This is a genomic window from Streptomyces sp. NPDC038707 (genome assembly GCF_040636485.1).
GTDB lineage: Bacteria > Actinomycetota > Actinomycetes > Streptomycetales > Streptomycetaceae > Streptomyces.
On the sequence record NZ_JBEZUP010000029.1, the window covers coordinates 79,277 to 99,724 of the forward strand.

Below are 20,448 nucleotides of genomic sequence, written 5' to 3' on the forward strand. Positions count from 1 at the left end.
GTCCGTGTCCGCGTCCGCGAGCACCGAAATCCCCGCCAAGCCCGTCCGGGGCAAACCCGCGGTGCCCTTCTGGGCTCAGATAGTCGCCGGTCTCGTCCTCGGCGTCGTCCTCGGCTGGATCACCCGCAGCTTTGACGTGCAGTGGCTGTACACCACGCTCGACAAGGTCGGCCACATCTTCGTCCAGCTGCTGAAGCTGGCCGTCGCCCCGCTGGTCTTCTTCGCGATCCTGATATCGATCACCAACCTGCGCAAGGTGAACAACGCCGCCCGGCTGGCCTCCCGCACCCTGCTCTGGTTCATGATCACGTCGCTGATCGCGGTCGCCATCGGCCTCGTGATCGGCCTGATCACCAACCCGGGCGCGGGCACCGGCCTCACCCCGAAGGACGGTCGGCTGCCCGAGCACGCGGGCTCCTGGCTGGACTTCCTCACCGGGATCATCCCGAAGGACGTGGTCACGCCCTTCACCGAGCTGAACGTCCTGCAGATCGTCTTCATGGCCGCCGTCGCCGGCATCGCCGCCCTGAAGCTCGGTGAGAAGGCGCAGCCGATCCTCACCCTCAGCGAGTCGGTCCTGGAACTGCTGCAGAAGGCCCTGTGGTGGGTCATCCGCCTCGCCCCGCTCGGCACCGTCGGCCTCATCGGCTACGCCATCGCCGACTACGGCTGGGACCTCATCGGCAAGTACGCCACCTTCACCGCCGACGTCTACATCGGCTGCGCGCTGGTCCTCTTCGGCGTCTACCCGCTGCTGCTGGCGACCGTCGCCAAGGTCAACCCCGTCCAGTTCTTCAAGGGCGCCTGGCCTGCCATCCAGCTGGCCTTCGTCTCCCGTTCGTCCGTCGGCACCATGCCGGTCACGGTCAAGGTCACCGAGCGCCTCGGCGTGCCGAAGGAGTACACCTCCTTCGCCGTCCCGTTCGGCGCCACGACGAAGATGGACGGCTGCGCCGCGATCTACCCGGCACTCGCCGCCATCTTCATCGCCCAGATCTTCGACGTGCAGCTGAGCATCGGCGACTACCTGCTGATCGCCTTCGTCTCGGTCATCGGCTCCGCCGCCACGGCCGGTCTGACGGGCGCCACGGTCATGCTGACGCTGACCCTGTCCACGCTGGGCCTGCCGCTGGAGGGCGTGGGCCTGCTGATGGCGATCGACCCGGTGCTGGACATGATGCGCACGGCCACCAACGTCGCCGGCCAGGCACTGGTCCCGGTCGTCGTCGCCGCCCGCGAGAAGATCCTCGACCTCGACGCGTACAACTCCGCCTCGGGGACTCCCGTGGACGACGAGTACGACGTGCGCGATGCCGAGCAGAAGGTGACCCTGCCGGTCACCGCCTGACCCTCCGCACACGATGGCGCCCCCACCGGCCGGCAGGCCGACGGGGGCGCTTCGTGCGTACGGCCACCGGCCACCGGCCGTCGGCGGATCGCCCGGTAGTCCTCGACCGACCGCTCCCTGAGCGGGTGCACGCCCGCACGGGGGCGCGGAGGGCCGGTGCGCCCCGAGCAGGCGACGCGTCCCCCATGGGCGACGCCCTGTACTGACCGGTCCCGAGGACCGCCTTGGCATTCAACCTTTGGCAGAGCCTCAGTGGGACCGGTAGGTTCTCCGCGGTGACCTCGATGGAGACGCAAGGCTTCGTGTCGATGACGGACGGGGCGCAGGTGCGCTGGACGGCCCTGGGAGACGCCACCCGGCGGCCGCCCGTGGTCATGCTCCATGGCGGTCCGGGGCTGCCGGACTACCTGGGCGATGCAGCCGCCATGATCGCGGACCTGGCGCCCGTGTACCGGTACGACCAGCGCGGCACGGGCCGGTCGCCCTGGCGGGGGCGCCATTCCCTCGCCCGGCATGTCGACGATCTCGCCGAGCTGCTCGACGCGTGGGACGTGTCCAAGGCCGTGCTGATCGGGCATTCCTACGGCACCGACCTGGCGAGCCGGTTCTGCCTGGCGCACTCCGACCGGGTTGCCGCGATGCTGCTGATGTGCGGGCCGTTCGTCGGTGACTGGCGCTCCGGGGACCGGGCGGAGCGCGATCGCCGCATGTCCGCAGCACAGCGGGAACGGCTCCGCGCATTGCAGGAGTTGCCGGACCGCACGGAGGAACAGGAAGTCGAGCTGCTCACGCTGGCCTGGTTCACCGACCACGCCGATCCCGAACGCGGGTGGCACTGGGCGGCACAGGGTGCCCGGCGGCGGCGTCCCGTCAACTGGACCATGAATGGCGAACTCGGCAGGGAAGGACGCGCGGACCCGCTCGATGCGCATCTGGCCGAGCTGCGCGCGTGCCTGCCCGCGCGAACGGAACTCCTCGGTGGGGCTGACGATCCCCGCCCTGTGTCGGCTCTCGCGTCACTCGCGCTCCGGCTCGATGTTCCACTGACGCGGGTCGAGGGCGCTGGGCACGAGCCGTGGCTGGAGCAGCCTGACGCCGTGCGTGCGCACCTTCGGCGATTCGTGCGAGGCGCGAGGGGCGCACAGGGTTAACCAGGCCGCCCACCTGCGTGTTCGCTGGATGCTGGGGCGGCCTTCGTCTGATCATGTGCCGCGCGCAGGGACGAACTGTTCGAGCCGGCCGATGCGTGCCGTACGCGGACGCTCCGGTGATGCCGCCGGTGGATCCGACGCTGGTGACCGAGCACCGGCGTGGGCACGGCGCCACGTACGAGGCATCAACCACCCTGCCCACGGGGCCGCTGTGCCACGCACGCGATCGGGCCCCGGAGAACGGCCGGACCGAGCCGCCACCGCCCCGGCGGTCGGCTCGGCCTGGCGGGTTCGTCCGTCCTTCCTCAGTGACGGGCCGCTTCGGGGGCCCGCCGTACACCGGCGGCGGCCGTCAGCGCGCCGATGACGGCCAGCACACCGGAGACCGCCGCCGCGGTGTGCACCCCGTTCATGAAGGCCTGGTGGCTTCCCTCGACGATCGCGGCCTTGAGCTGCTCCGGGGCCTGTCCCGGGACCGGGGCGACGCCCATGGACACCGCGTCCTTCGCCTTGCTCAGCCCCTCGGCCGCGGTCGCGGGCACCCCGGACGAGGCCAGTTCACCGGTGAGGGTGGAGCCGACGCGGCTGCTGATGAGCGACACCAGTACGGAGGTGCCGAGCGCGCCGCCGACCTGAAGGGCCGTGGCCTGGAGGCCGCCGGCGACGCCTCCGTCCTTGACCGGCGCGTTGCCGACGATGGCGTCGGAGGAGGAGGACATCACCATGCCGACGCCCAGGCCGAGCGCGACGAACGGCGGCCACAACAGGGCGTACGCGGAGTCGGCGCTCCAGCCGAGCATGACGAAGCACGCGACCGCCTGGAGTGCCATGCCCAGCGGCATCGTCAGCCGGGGCCCGAACTTCTCGGTGAGCGCGGCTCCCAGCGGGGAGGCCACGACCGAGGCGAGGCTGAGCGGCAGCGTGCGTACACCCGCCTGGACGGGGGTGAAACCGCGGACGTTCTGCAGGTACAGCATCACGAAGAAGATCACGCCGAGCAGGATGAAGAAGTTCAGCGCGGTGATGACGGTGCCGATGGTCAGCGCCGGGTTGCGGAACAGCCGCATGGGCAGCAGGGGGTGGCGGAGCCGGGTCTCGTACCAGCCGAACAGCAGCAGCACCACGACGCCGGCCACGATCGTCCCCAGGGTGCCGCCCGAGGTCCAGCCCCACGTCTCGCCCTTGACCACGCCGAACACCACGGCGAGCAGGCCGACGGCCAGCAGGATGACGCCAGGCAGGTCGAACTTCTCCTCGGCGGCTGCCGTGTTCCTGCTCTGCGGCAGGACGATGACGCTGAAGACGAGGGCGATGACGCCGATGGGGGCGTTGATGTAGAAGACGGACTCCCAGTTCACGTGCTCCACGAGCGCACCGCCCACGATGGGGCCGAGGGCCGTGGAGACCGAGGAGACCATGGCCCAGATGCCGACCGCCATGCCGAACTTCTTGGGCGGGAAGGCCGCCCGCAGGATGCCGAGGGTGTTGGGCATCAGCAGGGCTCCGAAGAAGCCCTGCAGCGCGCGGAAGGTGATGACACCCTCGATGGAACCGGTGAGACCGATGGCGACGGACGCGGCCGTGAAGCCCGTGACGCCGATCAGGTAGAAGGTACGGCGCCCGAACCGGTCGCCGAGCTTGCCGCCGAGGATCAGGGCCGCCGCGAGGGCCAGCAGGTAGGAATTGGTCACCCACTGCAGATCGGCGGTGCCGGCGTTCAGGTCCCGGCCGATCTCGGGGTTGGCGATGGAGACGACCGAGCCGTCCAGGCCCACCATGAACAGCCCGAAGGCGACGGCGATCAAGGACAACCACGGGTTGGCACGCGGACCGCGCGGGCGGTCCGGGTGCCGCGCCCCTTCCACGGGCGCGGAGGAACTCAGAACTTCGGAGGGCATGACACATCTGTCCTTAGTGAGGATGCCCCGGTCCGGACGGCACGGGGCGTCCGTGGGGGGAGGGGGAGAGCAGAGCGGCCGCCGTCATCGCAGCGGCGAGCGGAAAAGAAGAACGACAAGGTGCGAGGCAGCTCGGAGAGGCGCCCCTCACAGGCGCGTACCGGACCCGTTACGGGCCGGTACGCACCGTCACCGGTCGGAAAGGAGGCGCCCCGCGAGGGCGTTCAGCGACCCCAGGGCCGCGCCGAGGGCCTTCAGATCGCCGTCGGTCATCGTGCTCAAGGCCCCCATGACATGGGAGCTCATCAACCGGTGGACCTCGGCCAGCTCATGCCGGGCCTTCTCGGTCAGATGCAGGTGCGCGACCCGCTTGTCGGCGGGGTCCTGCCGGCGCTCCAGCATGCCCAGCTCGGTCATCTGGGACACGAGCGCGCTGACATTGCTGGGCTTCATCAGCAGGGCCTCGGCGGCCTTGCGCACCGTCACACCGTCATGGGACTCGACATGCCGGAGCAGAGCGAGCTGGGCCTCGGGAGGCTTGGGATGGGGATAGACCTGGCCGACTTGCCGGTCCAGGGCGCGGGACAGCGCGGGCAGGCACGCCGCGAGCCCGGAGGCCACCCGGCGAATGTCCTGAGCGGACGTGCTGCGCTGATCCATGACAGCCAGTGTAAGTATGTAAATATAACTATGTCAATATAGGTAATGCTGAGGCTGCGCCGCGCGGCACGGGCAGGCCACCCGGCCGCGGGGTCGAACTGCGCCCCCGGGACGTTCTGCCGAGCACCGTCACGGGGTCATCAGGGGGAGCGGGGCGAAGGTGTGTCGCTCCCAGAGCCGACGCGAGGCCTCTTCCGGATAGGCGGCGACCGTGGGCGCGGTGTCGAAAAGCTGGACGAGGCGCTGGTCGGTGTCGTACGCGGGCCAGCCCGGATCTCCTGTGGTGGCGAAGGTGGTCCAGGCGGAGCGGAAGCGGGCGGACAGGGTCTCGGTCTCGGGTGACGGCGTGGGGCCGATCAGCATCTCACCGATGCCGCCGTAGACACCGAAGACGAGAGGCACGTCGAGGCTGTGGCAGGCGCCGAGCGCACCGTCGTCGGCCGGGGCGGAGAAGGTGAGTTCGTACAGGTGCGCCCGGCCGCCTCCGGACGTGTGCGCCTCGGCCAGGTGCAGCGAGGGCATGCGGAACAGCCAGTCGGACTGGACGAGTTCGAACAGGTACTCCGCGGAGGCGTCCGGGAACGCCGCGCGGTAGGCCTGCTCGGCGTCCGGTGCCGGACCGAACAGGCCGAGGATCATGGAGGCGAGGTCCTCGTCCACCTGGCCGAGCATCCCGCCGAGGTGGAGAAAGAGCCGGAATTCGTCCCGGTTGTGCCCGACGACGAGTTCCACGTCCCGGGCGGCACCTTGCGCCAGTGCGTCCCAGGGCGCCGCGGGCAGCACCTCACCGTCGATGACGGGGGAGAACGCGGTCGGGGTGAAGGCGACGGGGCCCCAGCGGTGGGCGTACCCGGGCATCCGGGGCCCGAGTGCGGCTCCGGCTTCGGTGAGCTCGTGCGGATCCACGCCGGCCAAGTCGGCCACGGTCGGGCGCAGTCCGATCCCGCCGGCGAGGGCCTTGGCGATGTCTTCGGCCAGCGCGTCCGAGAAGAAGGGGCCGGGCACGCTCTGGGCGATGGCCCGTCGGAACAGCGACCGGGCCCGAGGCATGGCAAGGAGAGCGGCGATGGACCCCGCGCCGGCCGACTCGCCGAAGACGGTGACCTGTGCTGGATCGCCCCCGAAGGCGACGATGTTCTCCCGCACCCACTCCAGGGCGGCAACCTGGTCGAGCAGGCCGCGGTTGGCGGGCGCGCCCTCGATCCACAGAAAGCCCTCCACCCCCACGCGGTAGTTGAAAGTGACCACGACAAGCTCGTTCTCCCGGACGAGGCGGCTCGCGTCATAGGCGGGGTCGTCGGCGGAGCCGAGTTTGTAGGCCCCGCCGTAGATCCACACCATGACCGGGCGTCGCGCGGCCGGATCCGGGTCCGGTGTCCACACGTTGACGGTCAGCCAGTTGTCCCCGGCCGGCGCGCTGCCGGGAGAAGGCGTCGCGCCACCGATCGGCTCCTGCGGAGGAGGCGGTCCGAACGCCAGGGCGTCCCGGACGCCGTCCCACCGGTCCACCGGCCGCGGCGCACCGAAGCGCGCCGCGCCGACCGGCGGCTGGGCGAAAGGGATGCCACGGAAGACCGCCGGCCCTTCCTCACGTCGGCCGCGGACCGCGCCCGTCCTGGTCATGACCTCAGGAAAATCAAGGGTGTTCATGGTGTCCATGGTGCCTCCTCGGTGACACGGACCCAGCCGAACCTGCCGGCCGGTGGGGCGGTGTCCGTGGCGGAGCGCAGGGAGTGGCGGCCCTGGTGATGTCACGCGCGCACGGTTCCGTTGCCGCGCTCGTTTGCCGGCCCGTCCGGTCCCGGACCGGTGTGTTCCGGGCCCGTCCTCCGGACGGTTCCCACGACCGGCATCCGGCATTGACACGTGAATCAAACTGCTACTAGCTTGGTTGCAGTTTGATGGACGAGGTGAGCGTTGTGAAGGAGTCGCGGTGAGCATCAGCAGCAGGACCGCGGTCGCGATTCACGCGCTCACCATGCTGGGGCGCTGGGACCGCTCGCTGACCTCCGCGGAGATCGCGGAGAGCCTGGCCGGCAATCCCGTTCTGGTGCGGCGGATCCTCGGCGGTCTGCGTGACGCCGGTTTGGTCTGGTCCACCGAGGGGCGCAACGGCGGCTGGTCGCTTGCCCGGCCCGCCCGCGAGATCACGCTCTACGACGCCTACGCCGCGGTGGAGGCGGGGCCGGTCCTCGCGCGGCACCCGCATCCGCCGAGCGCCGAATGCGAGGTGGGGCGGAACATGCAGAGGCTGCTCGAGGTGGAGTTCCAGAGCGCGGAGCGGGCCATGAAGGAACGGCTCGGCCGGACGACGATCGCCCACCTCGTCCGGGAGGTGCTGGCCAGTGAACGCGAGGTGGCGCAACGCGTCACCAACTGACAGGCGGCGGGGGCAGAGCCCTTCGCCGCTCTTTTGTGCCCTAACTGTAACTATCGCAGTGGCAGTCTCCGCGCGCACCCGTGGGCGGGAAGCTTTTCTGCCGCGCGGAATCCGAACGGCTCAGTGTTCCGAGGAGGATCACGGTGAAGACCATTGTCGTCACGGGGGGCACTTCCGGCATCGGGCAGGCGATCGCGCACACCTGTCTCGGCCGCGGTGACCACGTGGTGGTCATCGCTCCGGACCCGGCGAAGGGGAGGAAGTTCCTCGACACGGCGCACAGGGCGGGTGCGGCCGACCGTGCCGTCTTCATCGAGGCCGACCTCAGCCTCGTCAGCGAGAACCGGCGCGTCATCGCGGAGATCGAGGACCGGTTCGCCGTGGTGGACGCACTCGTGCTGTGCGCACGGTACTTCCGCAGCCGTCGGACGGTGACCTCCGAAGGGATCGAGCACAATCTCGCCCTGTACTACCTCAGCCGGTACCTGCTCGGACACGGCCTGGCCGACGTGATGAACAAGGCCGGAAAGCCGGTCGTGGTGAACATCGCCGGTCCCGGTGTGGGGACGCCGGGCATCCACTGGGACGATCTCGGCCTCGAACGCGGCTACGACGGCTGGACGGCCATGGCCCAGGGCGGCCGGCTCAACGACCTTCTCGGTGTCTCGTTCGCCGAGGCGGGAAGCACGCGTCGCGCCCGGTACGTGCTGCTGTTCCCCGGTGGGACCCGCACCGGCTTCGCGGGCGAATTCGACGCCGCCACCGCGGCTCACATCGAGCAGATGAAGCGGGCCGCGCAGCCGGTCGAGTGCACCGTCCCGCCGATCCTGGACATCATCGACGCTCCGCCCCGGGAACCGCTGAGCGCCTTCGTGGAGGGCGCTCCCCTCCGCCTCCTGGGCCCGGCGTTCGACAAGGACGCCGCGGCGCGGCTCGACGGCATCACACGGCAGCTCCTGCGCGACCAGGCGAGCGCATCATGACGCTGATCAACGCCACGAGCGACCGGGTGGTCTGTCGTAGTCGAGCGGGACGCCGGGCTGGTTGACGAACACACCCGATACCCCGGGCACCCCGGTACTCCGGATGCAGGCCGCCGTTCGGCAGCTCAACGGCGTCCCGCGGTCGGGCCGTGTGCTCGCTACCCTGGAGGATGCGGTTGACGGCGCGCGGAGGGGCGCCGACGAACTGCCGCCGGGGGCGCCGGTCCCGGCAGCACCCAGGCCACCCGGCGCCGAGCCCGGCCGTGGCCGGCACCCGTTTCCCGTGCCGCCTGCCCCCCACCGGGCTCGAAGGCCGTCCACAGCCGGTCGCATGCCCGTACCGGCGGGACGTGAGCCCGTACCGGCGGGACGCGTGAGGCGGGGCTACAGGCCGCGGCAGATCTCGCGGGCCTGGCCCAGATCCTTCATCACCGTCGCGTCGAAGTCGAAGACCCGGGCGTGACGGTCCTCCGAGCGGCGAATGGCCTGTGCGAGTTCCTTGTACTTCGCGTCACCCGCTGCCGCCGACGCCGAGAGCACCCCGGCCGCCGCATAGCGGTTGAAGGCGATCTCGCCGGCAGAGCCCTTCGTCGTGTACTTCGCCGGGTCGAAACCGTCGAGCGCCTCGCACGCGGCTCGCGCATCGGCTGCCGGAGTCCCCTTTGCGGGACGGGAGTTGGCGTGTGCGTTGATCGCCCACGCGGCACCCGTCCCCGCGGCGCCGAGCACGAGCCCGGCTATGAGGGACAGCACTACGGTCCTCGTGCGAGTGCGGGGGCGCTCGTAGGACGCCGGGGCGGGCGGGAAGGTGGTGAAAGACTGCTGTGGCTGCATCCGGCTAAAGGTAGCGTGACCGCCCACGGCCCGGACAGGGGGACCGGTACGCCGCCCCGGCAGGCCTGTGCCGGTGCCCTGCACGCCGGTCGTGCCGACGGTACGTCAGGTTCCACGCGGTGATGGGCGGACCGGCCGGGCGCGGGCGGACTTGCCCGGCCCGGGTCAGCGGACCTCTCCCAGACAGCGCAGGGCTTGGCGGAAGTCATCAAGGGCGGGGCCGAACTCGCGGGCGGCTGCGTGGAAGGCCGACCGGTCGATCAGGGCTTCGGCCAGGGTCCGCGTCCCGTCGGCCGGGTCCTGCCGAGACAGGCTGCGGGCCAGATCCACTCCGTCGTCGAAGAGGGAGCGCACTCGTTCCGCGAACAGATGGGTGCGGTGCTCCCAGTAGGCGGCGGAACGGACGGTGAAGACCCGGTGCAGCCGGACCGCTGCGGCCAGATGCCGGTCCGGATCCCCGGCGGCCCGAGCAGCGAGGGCGTCCACCTCTTCACCAAGGGCATGAAGGCCGTCGAAGCAGCGCCGCTTGCTGTCGGGCGACCAGTGCATGGGCGTCGTCCCTGACGGGGGACGCGGTTCGCCGGACGCGGGCGGCTCGCTGTCCGCGCCGGAGAAGGACAGCAGCACGGCCCAGAACGTCGTCTGGTAGCCACTCCAGGACGTGCGCTCGCCGGTATCGGCCAACTCCGTCAGCAAGGCGAGTGCCTCGTGCCGGACGAGGGCCGCCCGCTCGCCTCTGCCGTAGGTGTCGAGCAGCCGTGCGTACCCGATGAGGGCGTGGAAATGACAGGCCATCGGTCCCCGGTCATGGGCGGCTTCGGCCGCTTCCATGCCCACGAGTGTCTCGAACGCGGCGAGTGCCTCGTCGGACCGGCCGGCGTCATGCAGGGCGGCGATCCACTCCAGGAGTGACCAGGCGAGACCGCCACCGCTCGGCCCCTCGGGCAGGATCGCCGCGACCACCTCGGTCATGGCATCGGCAGCCTCGGCGTACCGGCCCTCCTCGGAGAGACCGGCGGCCCACTCACGCAGCCCTCTGACCACAGGCTGCCCGGACAGTTCGGCCTCCGCACGGCCGATGGCGAGCATCTCGGCCCGCAGGGCGAGTCCCTCGGCGCGCCGGCCCACCCTGTACAACTCTCTCTGGCAGGCGTCGAGAGCCCCGTACAGAACATCCGCACGGTTGGGTTCGGCGGGATCGATGGACCGCGCCACGGCCACCGCCTCCTGGCGCAGTGCGAGACGGGCCGCGTGCGGTTCCCCGGAGCCGCTGTCGTAGCTCAGGCGCTGGAGCGCCTCGGCCAGGCGCGGCAGGTACGAGGCGGGGCTGACCCGAGCGAGCACACGGTAGGCGTCGACCTCCTCACGCGGCGTGCGGCGGCCCGACCCGAGCAGCACGTTCCGCGCCCGCAGGATGTCGTCCTGGTCAACGTTCCCCGAGTGATTCATGAGGGCGATTCTGGGCGCCGGGGGAGGGCTCAACAAGGCTTCCCACCTGTGCCGTCGCTCCTACGCATCCCCTCTCTGACCGGTCATGATGGGGATGGCTTCACCTCCCGCGGACGGGAGACCACCCCGCGACCGCGCACAGCAGCACTCCGGCCTGCCGATCGCGCGGCATGTTCCGGGCGACGCGCGGGTACCGCCACCGCCCGGTGCTGTCCCGGCGGCATCCGCCCCGGCCTCCGGTCTCGCGACAGGAAGGCCCCCAGCCCGCAGAGGGTGAGACCGCCACGCGGGACACCCCCACTACTCAGTGATACTTTATAGTGGTACTCGGTAGTACAAAGTACCGCTGAGCCGAGGAGGGCTCACGTTGGATGACCTGACGGAGATGCTGAAGGGCACGCTCGAAGGGTGCGTGCTCGAAATCATCAGCAGTGAGGAAACCTATGGGTACGCCATCACCCGACAGCTGAACGAGCTCGGCTTCGACGGCGTCGTCGAGGGGACGGTGTACACCATCCTGCTGCGGCTGGAGAGGAACAAACTCGTCCAGGTGACGAAGCGGCCGTCTGGGGTCGGGCCGCCGCGCAAGTTCTACTCGCTCAACGACGCCGGGCGCGAGGAACTCGCCAGGTTCTGGGCGAAATGGGAGTACGTCTCATCACGCATCGACAGGCTCAGGGAGGGCGGAAGGTGAACTTCTGGGAGAAGGCCACGGGCAGCGATCTCACCAGGGAATGGAAGGCGTTCGAAGCCCGGGCCGAGACCCTGCCGGACGACTACCGGGCGGCGTGGGGACAGATCGTCGCCCACCTCTTCCCCTTCGGGGACTTCACCGGCCGCAATCTGATGCCGATCCTCGACGCCGCCTTGGGCCTGCTCGAGGAAACAGCGGCCGAGGGGCAGAGCGTCCACGAGGTGCTCGGCGACGACATCCGGGGCTTCTGCACGGGGCTGGCAGGCGGAGAAGGGGCTCGAACCTATCGCGACCGGTGGCGAGAGCAGTTGAACAGGAACGTGGCGAGGAAACTGAACCGACTGGGAGACTGACGTGGGCATCCAGGACATCATCGAGGGCAAGAGGCAGTGGCGGGCGCATATGGCACGAGTCAAGGCGCTCCCGCCGGATTACCACATCGTCTACAAGGAGATGCAGAAGTACCTGCTCAAGGTCGGGCCGATCGACCTGCCTGACGGGCCTCTGCTCCCCGGGATCCTCGACTTCTTCGAGGAGGGAGCCGCCGCGGGCAAGGGAGTCCTGGAACTCATCGGCGACGATGTAGCCGCGTTCTGCGACGACTTGGTCAAGGACTCGCGCACCTACGCGGACCTCTGTCAGGAGTCCATCAGCGGGGAGGCCGACAGAGCGCAGGAGTGACACCCGCCGCCTCATGCCAGGTGCCCGAGCAGGCCGACGGGACCTGGCTCCACGACCCGGAGCAGCACCCGCCCGCCCAACGTCGACCCGGACGGCCTTTGCCTGCTCCTTCACGCCCGGCTGAGCCGGGAGGTATGCGAGTTCCTGGCCGACGCCGCCCGCGTGGTGCGCATGGATGATCGCGCCGAGTCGTTGTCGTACCCCTGTGCGATGCTCCTGGGATGCTGAATGTGGAGATGCTGCGGCCGCTGATTGAGGCCGCTTGGGACCGGGACACATGCGACCCAGCGGGCAGGGACGAGTGGCGGCCGGAGAACCCGTCCTGGAGCCAGTGCGGAGTGACGGCGCTGGTGGTTCAGGATCTGCTGGGCGGGGACCTGATCCATGGCGAGGTGCACATGAACGGCGCCAAGGTGTGGAACCACTACTGGAACCGGTTGTCCGACGGTACCGAGGTCGACCTCACGGCCGATCAGTTCCGCGTCCTCGAAGGCGCCGGCGTCGTCAACGGCCAGGTGGTGCATCGGCCGCCGGAGGGACCGCGGCGGTGCCGCGAGGAGTATGAGTTGCTGCGCGAGCGGGTGCTGGCCGCTTTGTCAGCGGAACGTGCCGAGTGAGTCAGTCTTGTCCGGCAGCGTCCTTGTGGGGAGTTCGCGCCACTACAGCGTTCGGGACCGGCCCAGCCGCCGAGGAAGCAGGCAAGGGGCAGGCCGCGACGTCGGCGTAATTGGTCGTTCCAGAGTGAGCTGAGCCATAGGTCGTGCACTCCGCGAACTCGGTCGGCAGGGTGTCCGGGTGCGTGCTGATCTTGTTCCCTGACGATCTGTGGGAGCGGGCGGCTCCGCTGCCGCCGCCCGCTCCCGAACGGCGCCTTCGCTGTCCCGGGCGGCCGCGCGTTCCGGACCGGGCGGCGCTGGCCGGCATCATGTACGTGCTGCGGACCGGTGTCGCCTGGCGCGACGTCCCCTCCCAGGCCGTGGGCTGTTCCGGAGTCACGGCCTGGCGCCGGCTACGGGACTGGACCGAGAACGGGGGGATCATGTCGGCTCCTCGCCCGTCGACCGCGCCCGCCCCGGCTCCAAGCGCCATGTGATCGTGGGCCGTTGCGGCGCTCCGCTCGCCGTGACGCTCACCGGAGGCAACGCCACGACGTCACCCGGCTGCTGCCCCTGCTGGACGCGATACCGCCGATTCGAGTACTGCGAGGACGCCCGCGGTGCAGGCCCCGGCGGCTGTTCGCTGACCGGGGCTACGACTTCGACAAGTACCGCCGCCTGCTGTGCAAGCACGGCATCAAGCCGATGATCGCCCGACGAGGCGTCGCCAACGGTTCTGGACTCGGCAAGGTGCGTTGGGCCGTGGAGCGCGCCTTCGCCTGGCTCCACCCGTTCAAGCGCCTCCGCACCCGCTACGAGCGACGCGCCGATCTCCACCAGGGACTACTCGACCTCGCCCGCAGCATCATCTGCCTCCGACGCCTTCGAAGGTCATTCTGACACGATCAGTAAGCAGGCGCGCATGTCCGGTCTCCCGAGGAACCATGCCACATCGGCACAACGGGACGAGACCTCCGCGGTCCGCTCCCGTGACAGCACCTGACTGGTGCCGCGTAGAGTACTCGGCGGCCATGAAGACGTCCGGCCGTGCTGCGTACGGAACTCGGCGCGTGCGCTCCCCGGGCGGTGGCAACGCGCTGCGACAAGCGTGCCTACGTCTTCACCGGCACCGTGACCGTCGCATCGATTCCGCCGATGCCTCGGGCCGTGACCCGCCGGACGTCGAGCGCTGTTCAATCCTTCCAGTCGAGCTGGTGCTCCGGCACGCCCACACTCGCTCCATAGGCAATGGCCTCCGTGCGACGAGGGTCGTCGGCGCCTGCATAGCGAAAGACACGGCCGGCGAAAACCACCACTCGCTCCTCGTCGTCCACTCGGGAGTCGGCGTACCAGCCCCCGACAGGGGAAAGGCCATCTGCCGTCGCTTGAGCCAACGGAGCGTCGTCCTCCGCGTCATTTCCGAATTCCAGGACCGTCCACACCGGCGACCGGCTTCCGCGTGCCGAATCAGCCACATCCAGTCGGGTCACCCGGCACACTCACCGGCCAGGCAGCTCCAGCACCGCGCCCGACCGAAGACTCTCTCCAACGACGCAGCCCGTGATCACCGTGTCTCCTCCTCGTCACCGATGTGTCAGCTACCACCGTAGGCAGCAAACCCATATGCACGAGGGCAGTTCACATGATCGCCGGACAAAGCCCGAGAGGAGGTGTGTCATTTCACCGCATGAAGACCTGGAAGACCTCCCGCGACCCGGACTGCGCCACGCCACGAAGAAGGCCCGGCCTCCGGCCCACCCTGGGCGGCGCGAGGTCCCCGGTCGGGAGCCGAGACCCCGCCGACGGGCGGCCTACACCCGGCCGCACGGGGTCAGACACCGGTTCGCCGCGTACGACCTGGGCAGAGACATGCTCTCCGGTCCTGCGCTGCTTCACCCTGGACGGCACCGACCACGCCACCCGCAAAGAGCGGGGCAGCATGATCGCCGTCACATCATCCGGCGGCCCCGGCACGCCGCCGAACGCTTCCGCGAGGTCGTGGCCAAGGCCAACGTCGCCTGAATCGGGCTTATCCTGACGACTGTGTCACCGGCCGCGTCGATCCCCGCTTCGTGCGCCGCTCATCAGGGCAGGCGGGCGTGTTCGGCTCGGGTGGCGGCGATCCGTTCACGCGCGAGCGTGCGGGCCCGCTCGGTGTCGTCGCCGGTGAGCCGGGCGAGGATCGTTGCGAGCGGCCTGATCCGGCCCCAGCCGCCCCAGTGACCCTCGGGGATCTCGGTGGGGAATACCCAGATCCGGCTGGCGTCGCGTGGCCAGGCGCCGTTCTCCGCGTCGAGGATCGCTTCGGTGACCTCGGCGATGACGCTCGCACGTTTCTGCTCGTCGAGCTGGCCCTCGGGGACGGACGGGACGACCTTGTAGCGAGGTGCGTCCGCGGGTTCTCCGCCGACGTAGACGCCGGCCGGTCGATGCAGCCAGAGCCAGGAGACGGAACGGCTCACCGGGTCGGCGGGGTCGAAGCCCTCGTTGCGGACGAGGATCTCGGTGATGCGGTTCAGCAGCGCAGCCTCGGCATCCGGCTGGAGCGCGCCGTCGGGGATGTACACGTCGAGCATGGGCATGGTCGCTCTCCTTGATGAGTTTAGTTCTTCAACTCAGGCCGGAGCCTAGGAGGGCTAAGTGCAACTTGTAAACCCAGAGGGGTACACTCGTCCTCATGGAGACGCGGCGAATCGACCCAGTGAACTGCTCGGTGGCGCGCGCCCTCTCGGTGGTGGGGGAGCGCTGGTCGCTGCTGATCGTTCGTGAGGCGCTGGACGGCGCGCGCCGGTTCGGAGAGTTCCACTCCCGCCTCGGGATCGCCAGAAATCTCCTGGCGACTCGGCTCGAGACCTTGGTGACCGCGGGAGTGATGCGCCGCGTGCCCTATCAGGAGCCCGGGGATCGGCAGCGCTTCGCCTACGAACTCACCGAGCAGGGCCGGGCGTTGCGGCCCACGCTCGTGGCGCTCCTGGAATGGGGCGACACGTACCTCGCCGACCCGCAGGGCCCGTCGGTCATCGTCCGGCACCGGCCCGTCGACGATGCGAGCTTCTGCGACGAGCCGGTCAAGGTCGTCCTCCAGTGTGCTGCGGGGCACAGCCACCTCGCCCCGGAAGACGTCTGCCGCACGCCCGGGCCGGGCGCACGCTTCGTGGAAAGCTCCTGAGGCCCCAGGGCCGTACCGAGCGGCTCGTATCGCGAGAAGCATGATCCAAGCGGTGGGGCCGACGCCTGGGCCACGGGACAAACGCTGGATGCTGCGGCACTGGCGAAGGGACCGGCCTGTCTCACCCCGTGCCCGGTTTCCTCGCGGTGCCGTATGGGCCGGCGCCGTGGCTCCAGGGCCGCCCGCCCGCAGGGTCCGTCAACGGCGCGCGTGTCGGGCGTAGTGGCGCTGTGCCTTGGCCCGGTTGCCGCAGCCGGACATCGAGCACCAGCGCCGGTTGCCGTTCTTCGACACGTCGTAGAAGTGCAGGACGCAGTCGGGACCCGCGCAGGCGCGGATGCGTTCCGGGCGTTCGAGTAGCCGCAGGCAGTCGGCGGCGGCGGACCAGGCGGGAAGCCAGGAGGGGGCGTCCACCTCCACCACGGTGCCGGGCCCGTCGGACGTCAGTACGGAACGTGTCCGGCCGTGCTCCAGTACGGCGTTGACAGCCGCCACCGCCTCGGGGGCCGGGCCGGTGGGGGCCGCGACGGCCAGGGCGAGGGTTTCACGGGCCTGGAGCAGGTGCTGCCGGGTGTCCTGGTCGGCCGGCGCGGCCGTGCCGCCGAGCGTTTCCCGCACGCTCGGGCCCGCGAGCCACAGGGCCAGGCCGTTCAGCGAGTCCAGCAGGTCGTGGGGGCCCGCGGCGTCGATCCACCGAGTGTTGAGCAGGTCCGTGGCGAGGGGCTCGCCGGTCAGCGGCCTCGGGTCGGCCTCCGGTCATTTCCTGGTCATCGGTTGCCGGGACGACGACCGCCTTGTGTACGAGGCAGCCCTGTCCGACACCCTGTGCGACAAGGCCGGGAAGGGCGCCTCCTTCTGCCCGCGCGCCGGCACCGTCGCCCCGGCCACGCCGTGAGAGCCGCCCTCGCCAGGCCGCGCTCGCTGCCACCCTGTGTGCCAGGGCTTCAGCGGCACCCTGACCGTCATCGCCGACGAACCGCGCCCCCTACGTCCGGCCACCACGGTCCGAGCAGGCGCTGACCCCCACCGTGTCGGCCGCACCCCCACCGAACTGCCACAGCCCGGGAAGCCGAACGGCGACTGGCCCCTGGGCCATGCCACGGCCGTCCCGTCCCGTCCCCGTCCCCGGACACACGCTCGGTCGTCCGCGCGCACGCACACCTACTGCCCTACGGCGGCCTCGTGACCGCCCCCGGGCCGACGGCCCGCGGCCGGCCCGCCGACCGGCCGGCACCACCGGACGGTGTGGTCGCGCCGAGCGGCCCCGACGACGCGCTTGAGTCCGGACCGCGCCTCCCGCTCACCGTTGCTTCCCCCGTCCCCTCGGACCTGGACGGACAGTACGCGGCGGCCTCGCCGCGCTCGTCGACGCTGCCCCGGACCAGCGCGCACCGCACTGCGGCGGGGGCCGCCCCGGTGGTCGAACTCGGGGACGGCCGGTCACCGGACCGCTGCCCCGCGGTAGGCGCGCGGTCCCTCTGACAGGGCCGGGCAACTGGTGCCCCGTGGCGGGACCGCCAGGTCGGTGAGGTAGCTGTCCACGGCGTCCTCCATGCACGGACCGCTGGTGACGCTTCCGTGGCCGTGGCCCTCGTACGTGAGGAGCACGCCGCCGCGGCCGAGCTGCCGGGCCACCGAGACGGCCCACGGGTAGCCGGTGGCGGGGTCGTGCAGCGCGTTGGACACCAGGATCGGCGGGGCGCCCCGTACGTCGAGGCGGTGCTGCGGGTTGGCGGTCGGCGCGCCCAGACACGCCGCCGCCATATGGATCGGCAGCAGGTAGGGCAGGTCGGGCGCCGTCATGTTCATCGTGGCGACGAGCGAGGCGTACTCCCGGTAGTCGCGCACCGGCAGGTGCCAGTCCGAGCAGAAGACCGGCGTGGCCGGAGGCAGCGGCGCTGTCGAGGTGGGCGACGCGGGCAGCGGCCTGCTCGTCTCCATCCCCGCGATCACCGTGGCCAGACCCGCGTAGTCGGCCTCGTAGAACTTCCGGAACGCGATCCTGTTGACCAGGTCCGAAGACGACAGCGAAGTGCCCGGCTTCGCCGGATTCTCCAGCTCACCGCGCGCGGCCCGGGCCAACAGGCCCTGCCACACGGCGCGGACGTCGCGACCGTGCAGCGCGCAGTCCGCGGCACCGTCGCACCACCGCACGAACTCCCGGAACGAATCCTCTGCCGTGGCCGCCTCGGACCGGAGGAAGGCACGGGTGGTGGGAACGCTGTGGTCCATGACGCTCTCCAGCACCATCGCACGCACGCGGCGCGGGTAGGTCTCGGCATACTGCGCCCCGAGCAGCGTGCCGTACGAGCTGCCGTGGAAGGTCAGTTCCCGCTCGCCGAGGGCGGCCCGGAGGGCGTCCACGTCGCGGACCGTCTGGGCGGTGTCGAGGTGGGCGAACACCGGGCCGGTACGGGCCCGGCAGTCGGCACGGAGCCGCCCGTTGTACGCCACGGTGGCGTCGAAGTCCGCCTGGCTCTTGAGCTCTGGTGACGGCCGCTCGGCAAGCACGCCGGCGGAGCAGGTCACCGGGTTGCTGCGGCCCACGCCGCGCGGGTCGAAGCTGACGATGTCGAACCTGCGGCGGGTCTCAGGGCTGAACCGGCTGATACGGCCCACCACCATCTCCACCCCCGAGTCGCCCGGCCCGCCGGGGCCGAACACCAGCGAGCCGACGCGTGCGCCGGGGTCGGTGGCCTTGCGGCGGGCCACAGCCAGGTCGAGTCTCGGCCCGTCCGGGCGGGCCCAGTCGACCGGCACCGAAAGAGCGGCGCACTCGGCTCCCGGCTGCTCCGGGTCGTCACACGGTAACCAGCGCAGGACCTCGGTGGCAGACGGCGATGCGAGGGCCGGGGGAGCGGTGACGAGGCCGGTGATGACGGCCATGGCGGCTCCCACGGCGACGGTCCTGCCCCGCCCGGCGACGCTCCACAGTACGGACCTGCCCCATGACGACATGGTTCCTCCTCGTGAAGGGAGTGGTGGTGTCAGGCGTGCGGACCCGGCCGGGGCACTGACATCACGTTAGGCGCACTGCCGACCGTGTGGTGCGCCTGTCAGGGGCTTTTCAGGGTCGGGTCGGGGGCCGCTCAGGGGGCTCCCCGCCTTCGCGGCGGTGCGATGAGCCAGGTGCGGCGTCGCTGAGCACGGTGTCCTCGTGGAACGGTCAGCGGGGCCGGAGCGCAAGAGGAAGCCCGACGGGGCTGACGATGCGGCCGGCCGCGGACGACCCGCTCCTTCCCGCTGCGGCATGGTCAGCAACCTGCCGCACTGCCGTACGCCGTGATCCACGGAACGGAGAACGGGAGCTACCCGACCCGGCCCAGCTCTGCCATGTCGTATCCCTCGGAAGGCGCCGACGATTCCACGGTCAGGCACCGGGCCGGCCCACGAGGGCGGCACCGCCGACCGCGAGGTCATGGTGGACGACCCACAGCGGCGGGGCGGCCGCCCCAGCGCCGTCCGACCACTCGGTGCGGGAGCGGACCTGGGCCGATGCGTCACGGATCGGAGTACGGGAGCCTGCTGCTGAACCAGACCCGTGAGGGTGGTCAGGTGGGCTGGCGGTGATCAGTTCAGTGCGGCTTGGGAGCCCACTCGTAGGCCCCGGGAGCCGTTTTCGCGGTCTCTCGTGGCCAGGCCTGCTCAACGCGCCGGAGCCGGTCGTGGTGGTCCTCGGTCCAGTCGTCCGGCGGCCGGATCGTGAGCGTCACGGTGAGGCGGTCAGGATCCTCGACCCAGACAGAGACCGAGTGGTCGTCATTCAGATGGATACCGAGGGCCAGGCCCCGGTCGTCGCCGATGCTCGCGTTGCCGCCCGGGATGAGCCCGGCCAGCGACTGCCGCCAGGACGCGAGGTCCTGCGGGGAGAGACACATCTCCAATCGCGCGTCGACGAAGCTCGCGGACACCAGGACCTCAGCGAGCAGGACGTCGTGGCCGGTCAGTACGCCGGGCTGGAAGCGACCGGTGACGCGCACAAGGCACCGGTTGCCGTCCATGTCCTCCAGGTGGATCAGGTCCATTGCTCTCGACTCCGTCACAGCTGGCCTCGCTTTCTCGCGCTGGTCCGGTGAGCCGCATCCTGCCTCACCGGTACTCCCCGAGTCCTGGCGACCCCACGCCGGAACGAGCCCGCACCACGAGCTCGCCGTCCAGGCCGGTGTCCGCCGGTGACCGCTGTTCGGCCGTCCTCAGCCGGGAGGCGACGGTGCGGGTCGGGCGCTGTGCACGGTGGTCCTCACCCTCGCGCTCGGTCCGGCGGTGCTGCGGGCGCTGCGCCGTGCCACCCGGCGGGCCGCGTTCGAGACCGCGGTCACATTCGACGGCCCCGGACAGTGACCCGGCGCACGGATCCGGGCGCGTGAGGTGAGCGAGCCGGTGAAGGACCCCACATGACGCACGTCACCTACGACCCGACGCCGTAGACCGTTAGGCCGGTTTCGCCCCTTCTCGCACCCCCTCTGACCTGCGGAATGAGATCCACGCCACATACTTAGCGTCCCTCACCAATCCGGCCACCACTAGTAAAAGGGGTCATTGCGGGCACCTTCCCGGGCTGCTTATCTGGATGACGTCGCCAGGCGCCACGAGCCCCGCAGCGGG

At 70.5% G+C, this 20,448-nt stretch carries 19 protein-coding genes and 2 pseudogenes; 12 read left to right on the plus strand and 9 right to left on the minus strand.

What is annotated here, in order from left to right; translation table 11 throughout:
* The first annotated feature begins 4 nt into the window (after positions 1–4).
* On the plus strand, positions 5–1,348 hold the full coding sequence (locus AB0E62_RS30360; protein WP_362200833.1) for a dicarboxylate/amino acid:cation symporter: 1,344 nt from the start codon (positions 5–7) through the stop codon (positions 1,346–1,348).
* Positions 1,349–1,632: 284 nt separating this feature from the next.
* The gene (locus tag AB0E62_RS30365) at positions 1,633–2,499 is read left to right on the plus strand and encodes an alpha/beta hydrolase (protein ID WP_362200893.1); all 867 of its coding nucleotides are present in this window, start codon (positions 1,633–1,635) and stop codon (positions 2,497–2,499) included.
* A gap of 305 nt (positions 2,500–2,804) precedes the next feature.
* On the opposite strand, the gene AB0E62_RS30370 is transcribed toward AB0E62_RS30365, so the two are convergent.
* From AB0E62_RS30370 to AB0E62_RS30380, 3 genes are all read right to left on the minus strand, one after another.
* Positions 2,805–4,397, minus strand: coding sequence for a DHA2 family efflux MFS transporter permease subunit (locus AB0E62_RS30370; RefSeq protein ID WP_362200836.1), 1,593 nt, complete (start codon positions 4,395–4,397; stop codon positions 2,805–2,807).
* 189 nt (positions 4,398–4,586) lie between these two features.
* On the minus strand, positions 4,587–5,057 hold the full coding sequence (locus AB0E62_RS30375; protein ID WP_362200839.1) for a MarR family winged helix-turn-helix transcriptional regulator: 471 nt from the start codon (positions 5,055–5,057) through the stop codon (positions 4,587–4,589).
* 129 nt (positions 5,058–5,186) lie between these two features.
* On the minus strand, positions 5,187–6,707 hold the full coding sequence (locus AB0E62_RS30380) for a carboxylesterase family protein (protein ID WP_362200896.1): 1,521 nt from the start codon (positions 6,705–6,707) through the stop codon (positions 5,187–5,189).
* Between the two features lie 283 nt (positions 6,708–6,990).
* Here AB0E62_RS30380 and AB0E62_RS30385 point away from each other — a divergent pair, with 283 nt between their 5' ends.
* Positions 6,991–7,437 carry an Rrf2 family transcriptional regulator gene (locus tag AB0E62_RS30385; protein ID WP_362200842.1) on the plus strand — a complete coding sequence of 149 codons (447 nt, stop codon included), beginning with the start codon at positions 6,991–6,993 and terminating at the stop codon, positions 7,435–7,437.
* Between the two features lie 143 nt (positions 7,438–7,580).
* A complete protein-coding gene (locus AB0E62_RS30390) occupies positions 7,581–8,420 on the plus strand; it encodes an SDR family NAD(P)-dependent oxidoreductase (RefSeq protein WP_362200845.1) in 840 nt (279 codons plus the stop codon).
* A 384-nt stretch (positions 8,421–8,804) separates the two neighbouring features.
* On the opposite strand, the gene AB0E62_RS30395 is transcribed toward AB0E62_RS30390, so the two are convergent.
* Positions 8,805–9,254, minus strand: a complete 450-nt coding sequence (locus AB0E62_RS30395; RefSeq protein ID WP_362200848.1) for a hypothetical protein — start codon at positions 9,252–9,254, stop codon at positions 8,805–8,807.
* 165 nt (positions 9,255–9,419) lie between these two features.
* Entirely contained in the window at positions 9,420–10,703 is a 1,284-nt protein-coding gene (locus AB0E62_RS30400) for a hypothetical protein (protein WP_362200851.1), read from the minus strand.
* A 367-nt stretch (positions 10,704–11,070) separates the two neighbouring features.
* Between AB0E62_RS30400 and AB0E62_RS30405 the strand changes: the two genes are divergently transcribed.
* From AB0E62_RS30405 to AB0E62_RS30430, 6 genes and pseudogenes are all read left to right on the plus strand, one after another.
* Positions 11,071–11,397 (plus strand): PadR family transcriptional regulator, encoded by a 327-nt coding sequence (locus tag AB0E62_RS30405; RefSeq protein ID WP_362200854.1) that lies wholly within the window; start codon positions 11,071–11,073, stop codon positions 11,395–11,397.
* Positions 11,394–11,750, plus strand: a complete 357-nt coding sequence (locus AB0E62_RS30410; RefSeq protein ID WP_362200857.1) for a DUF1048 domain-containing protein — start codon at positions 11,394–11,396, stop codon at positions 11,748–11,750. Before AB0E62_RS30405 ends, AB0E62_RS30410 begins: the two co-directional genes overlap by 4 nt.
* 1 nt (position 11,751) lies before the next feature.
* The gene (locus tag AB0E62_RS30415; protein WP_362200860.1) at positions 11,752–12,078 is read left to right on the plus strand and encodes a DUF1048 domain-containing protein; all 327 of its coding nucleotides are present in this window, start codon (positions 11,752–11,754) and stop codon (positions 12,076–12,078) included.
* A gap of 221 nt (positions 12,079–12,299) precedes the next feature.
* A complete protein-coding gene (locus AB0E62_RS30420; protein ID WP_362200863.1) occupies positions 12,300–12,695 on the plus strand; it encodes a hypothetical protein in 396 nt (131 codons plus the stop codon).
* Positions 12,696–12,877: 182 nt separating this feature from the next.
* Positions 12,878–13,574, plus strand: a pseudogene (locus AB0E62_RS30425) (IS5 family transposase).
* A 769-nt stretch (positions 13,575–14,343) separates the two neighbouring features.
* Positions 14,344–14,696, plus strand: a pseudogene (locus AB0E62_RS30430) (hypothetical protein); the annotation flags it as partial.
* Positions 14,697–14,758: 62 nt separating this feature from the next.
* Here the strand turns inward: AB0E62_RS30430 and AB0E62_RS30435 are convergent.
* The gene (locus tag AB0E62_RS30435; protein ID WP_362200866.1) at positions 14,759–15,256 is read right to left on the minus strand and encodes a hypothetical protein; all 498 of its coding nucleotides are present in this window, start codon (positions 15,254–15,256) and stop codon (positions 14,759–14,761) included.
* 95 nt (positions 15,257–15,351) lie between these two features.
* On the opposite strand from AB0E62_RS30435, the gene AB0E62_RS30440 reads away from it, so the two are divergent.
* Positions 15,352–15,843: a helix-turn-helix domain-containing protein gene (locus AB0E62_RS30440; protein ID WP_362200868.1), complete on the plus strand. Its 492-nt coding sequence runs from the start codon at positions 15,352–15,354 to the stop codon at positions 15,841–15,843.
* 198 nt (positions 15,844–16,041) lie between these two features.
* Here AB0E62_RS30440 and AB0E62_RS30445 read toward each other — a convergent pair whose 3' ends face one another.
* Positions 16,042–16,578, minus strand: a complete 537-nt coding sequence (locus AB0E62_RS30445; RefSeq protein WP_362200899.1) for a CGNR zinc finger domain-containing protein — start codon at positions 16,576–16,578, stop codon at positions 16,042–16,044.
* Here AB0E62_RS30445 and AB0E62_RS30450 point away from each other — a divergent pair.
* Entirely contained in the window at positions 16,556–16,738 is a 183-nt protein-coding gene (locus AB0E62_RS30450) for a hypothetical protein (RefSeq protein ID WP_362200870.1), read from the plus strand. The two genes, AB0E62_RS30445 and AB0E62_RS30450, sit on opposite strands and share 23 nt — an antisense overlap.
* A 545-nt stretch (positions 16,739–17,283) precedes the next feature.
* On the opposite strand, the gene AB0E62_RS30455 is transcribed toward AB0E62_RS30450, so the two are convergent.
* Positions 17,284–18,801: an alpha/beta hydrolase gene (locus tag AB0E62_RS30455; protein ID WP_362200872.1), complete on the minus strand. Its 1,518-nt coding sequence runs from the start codon at positions 18,799–18,801 to the stop codon at positions 17,284–17,286.
* A gap of 617 nt (positions 18,802–19,418) precedes the next feature.
* Positions 19,419–19,868, minus strand: coding sequence for a DUF5959 family protein (locus AB0E62_RS30460; protein ID WP_362200875.1), 450 nt, complete (start codon positions 19,866–19,868; stop codon positions 19,419–19,421).
* Between the last annotated feature and the right edge of the window lie 580 nt (positions 19,869–20,448).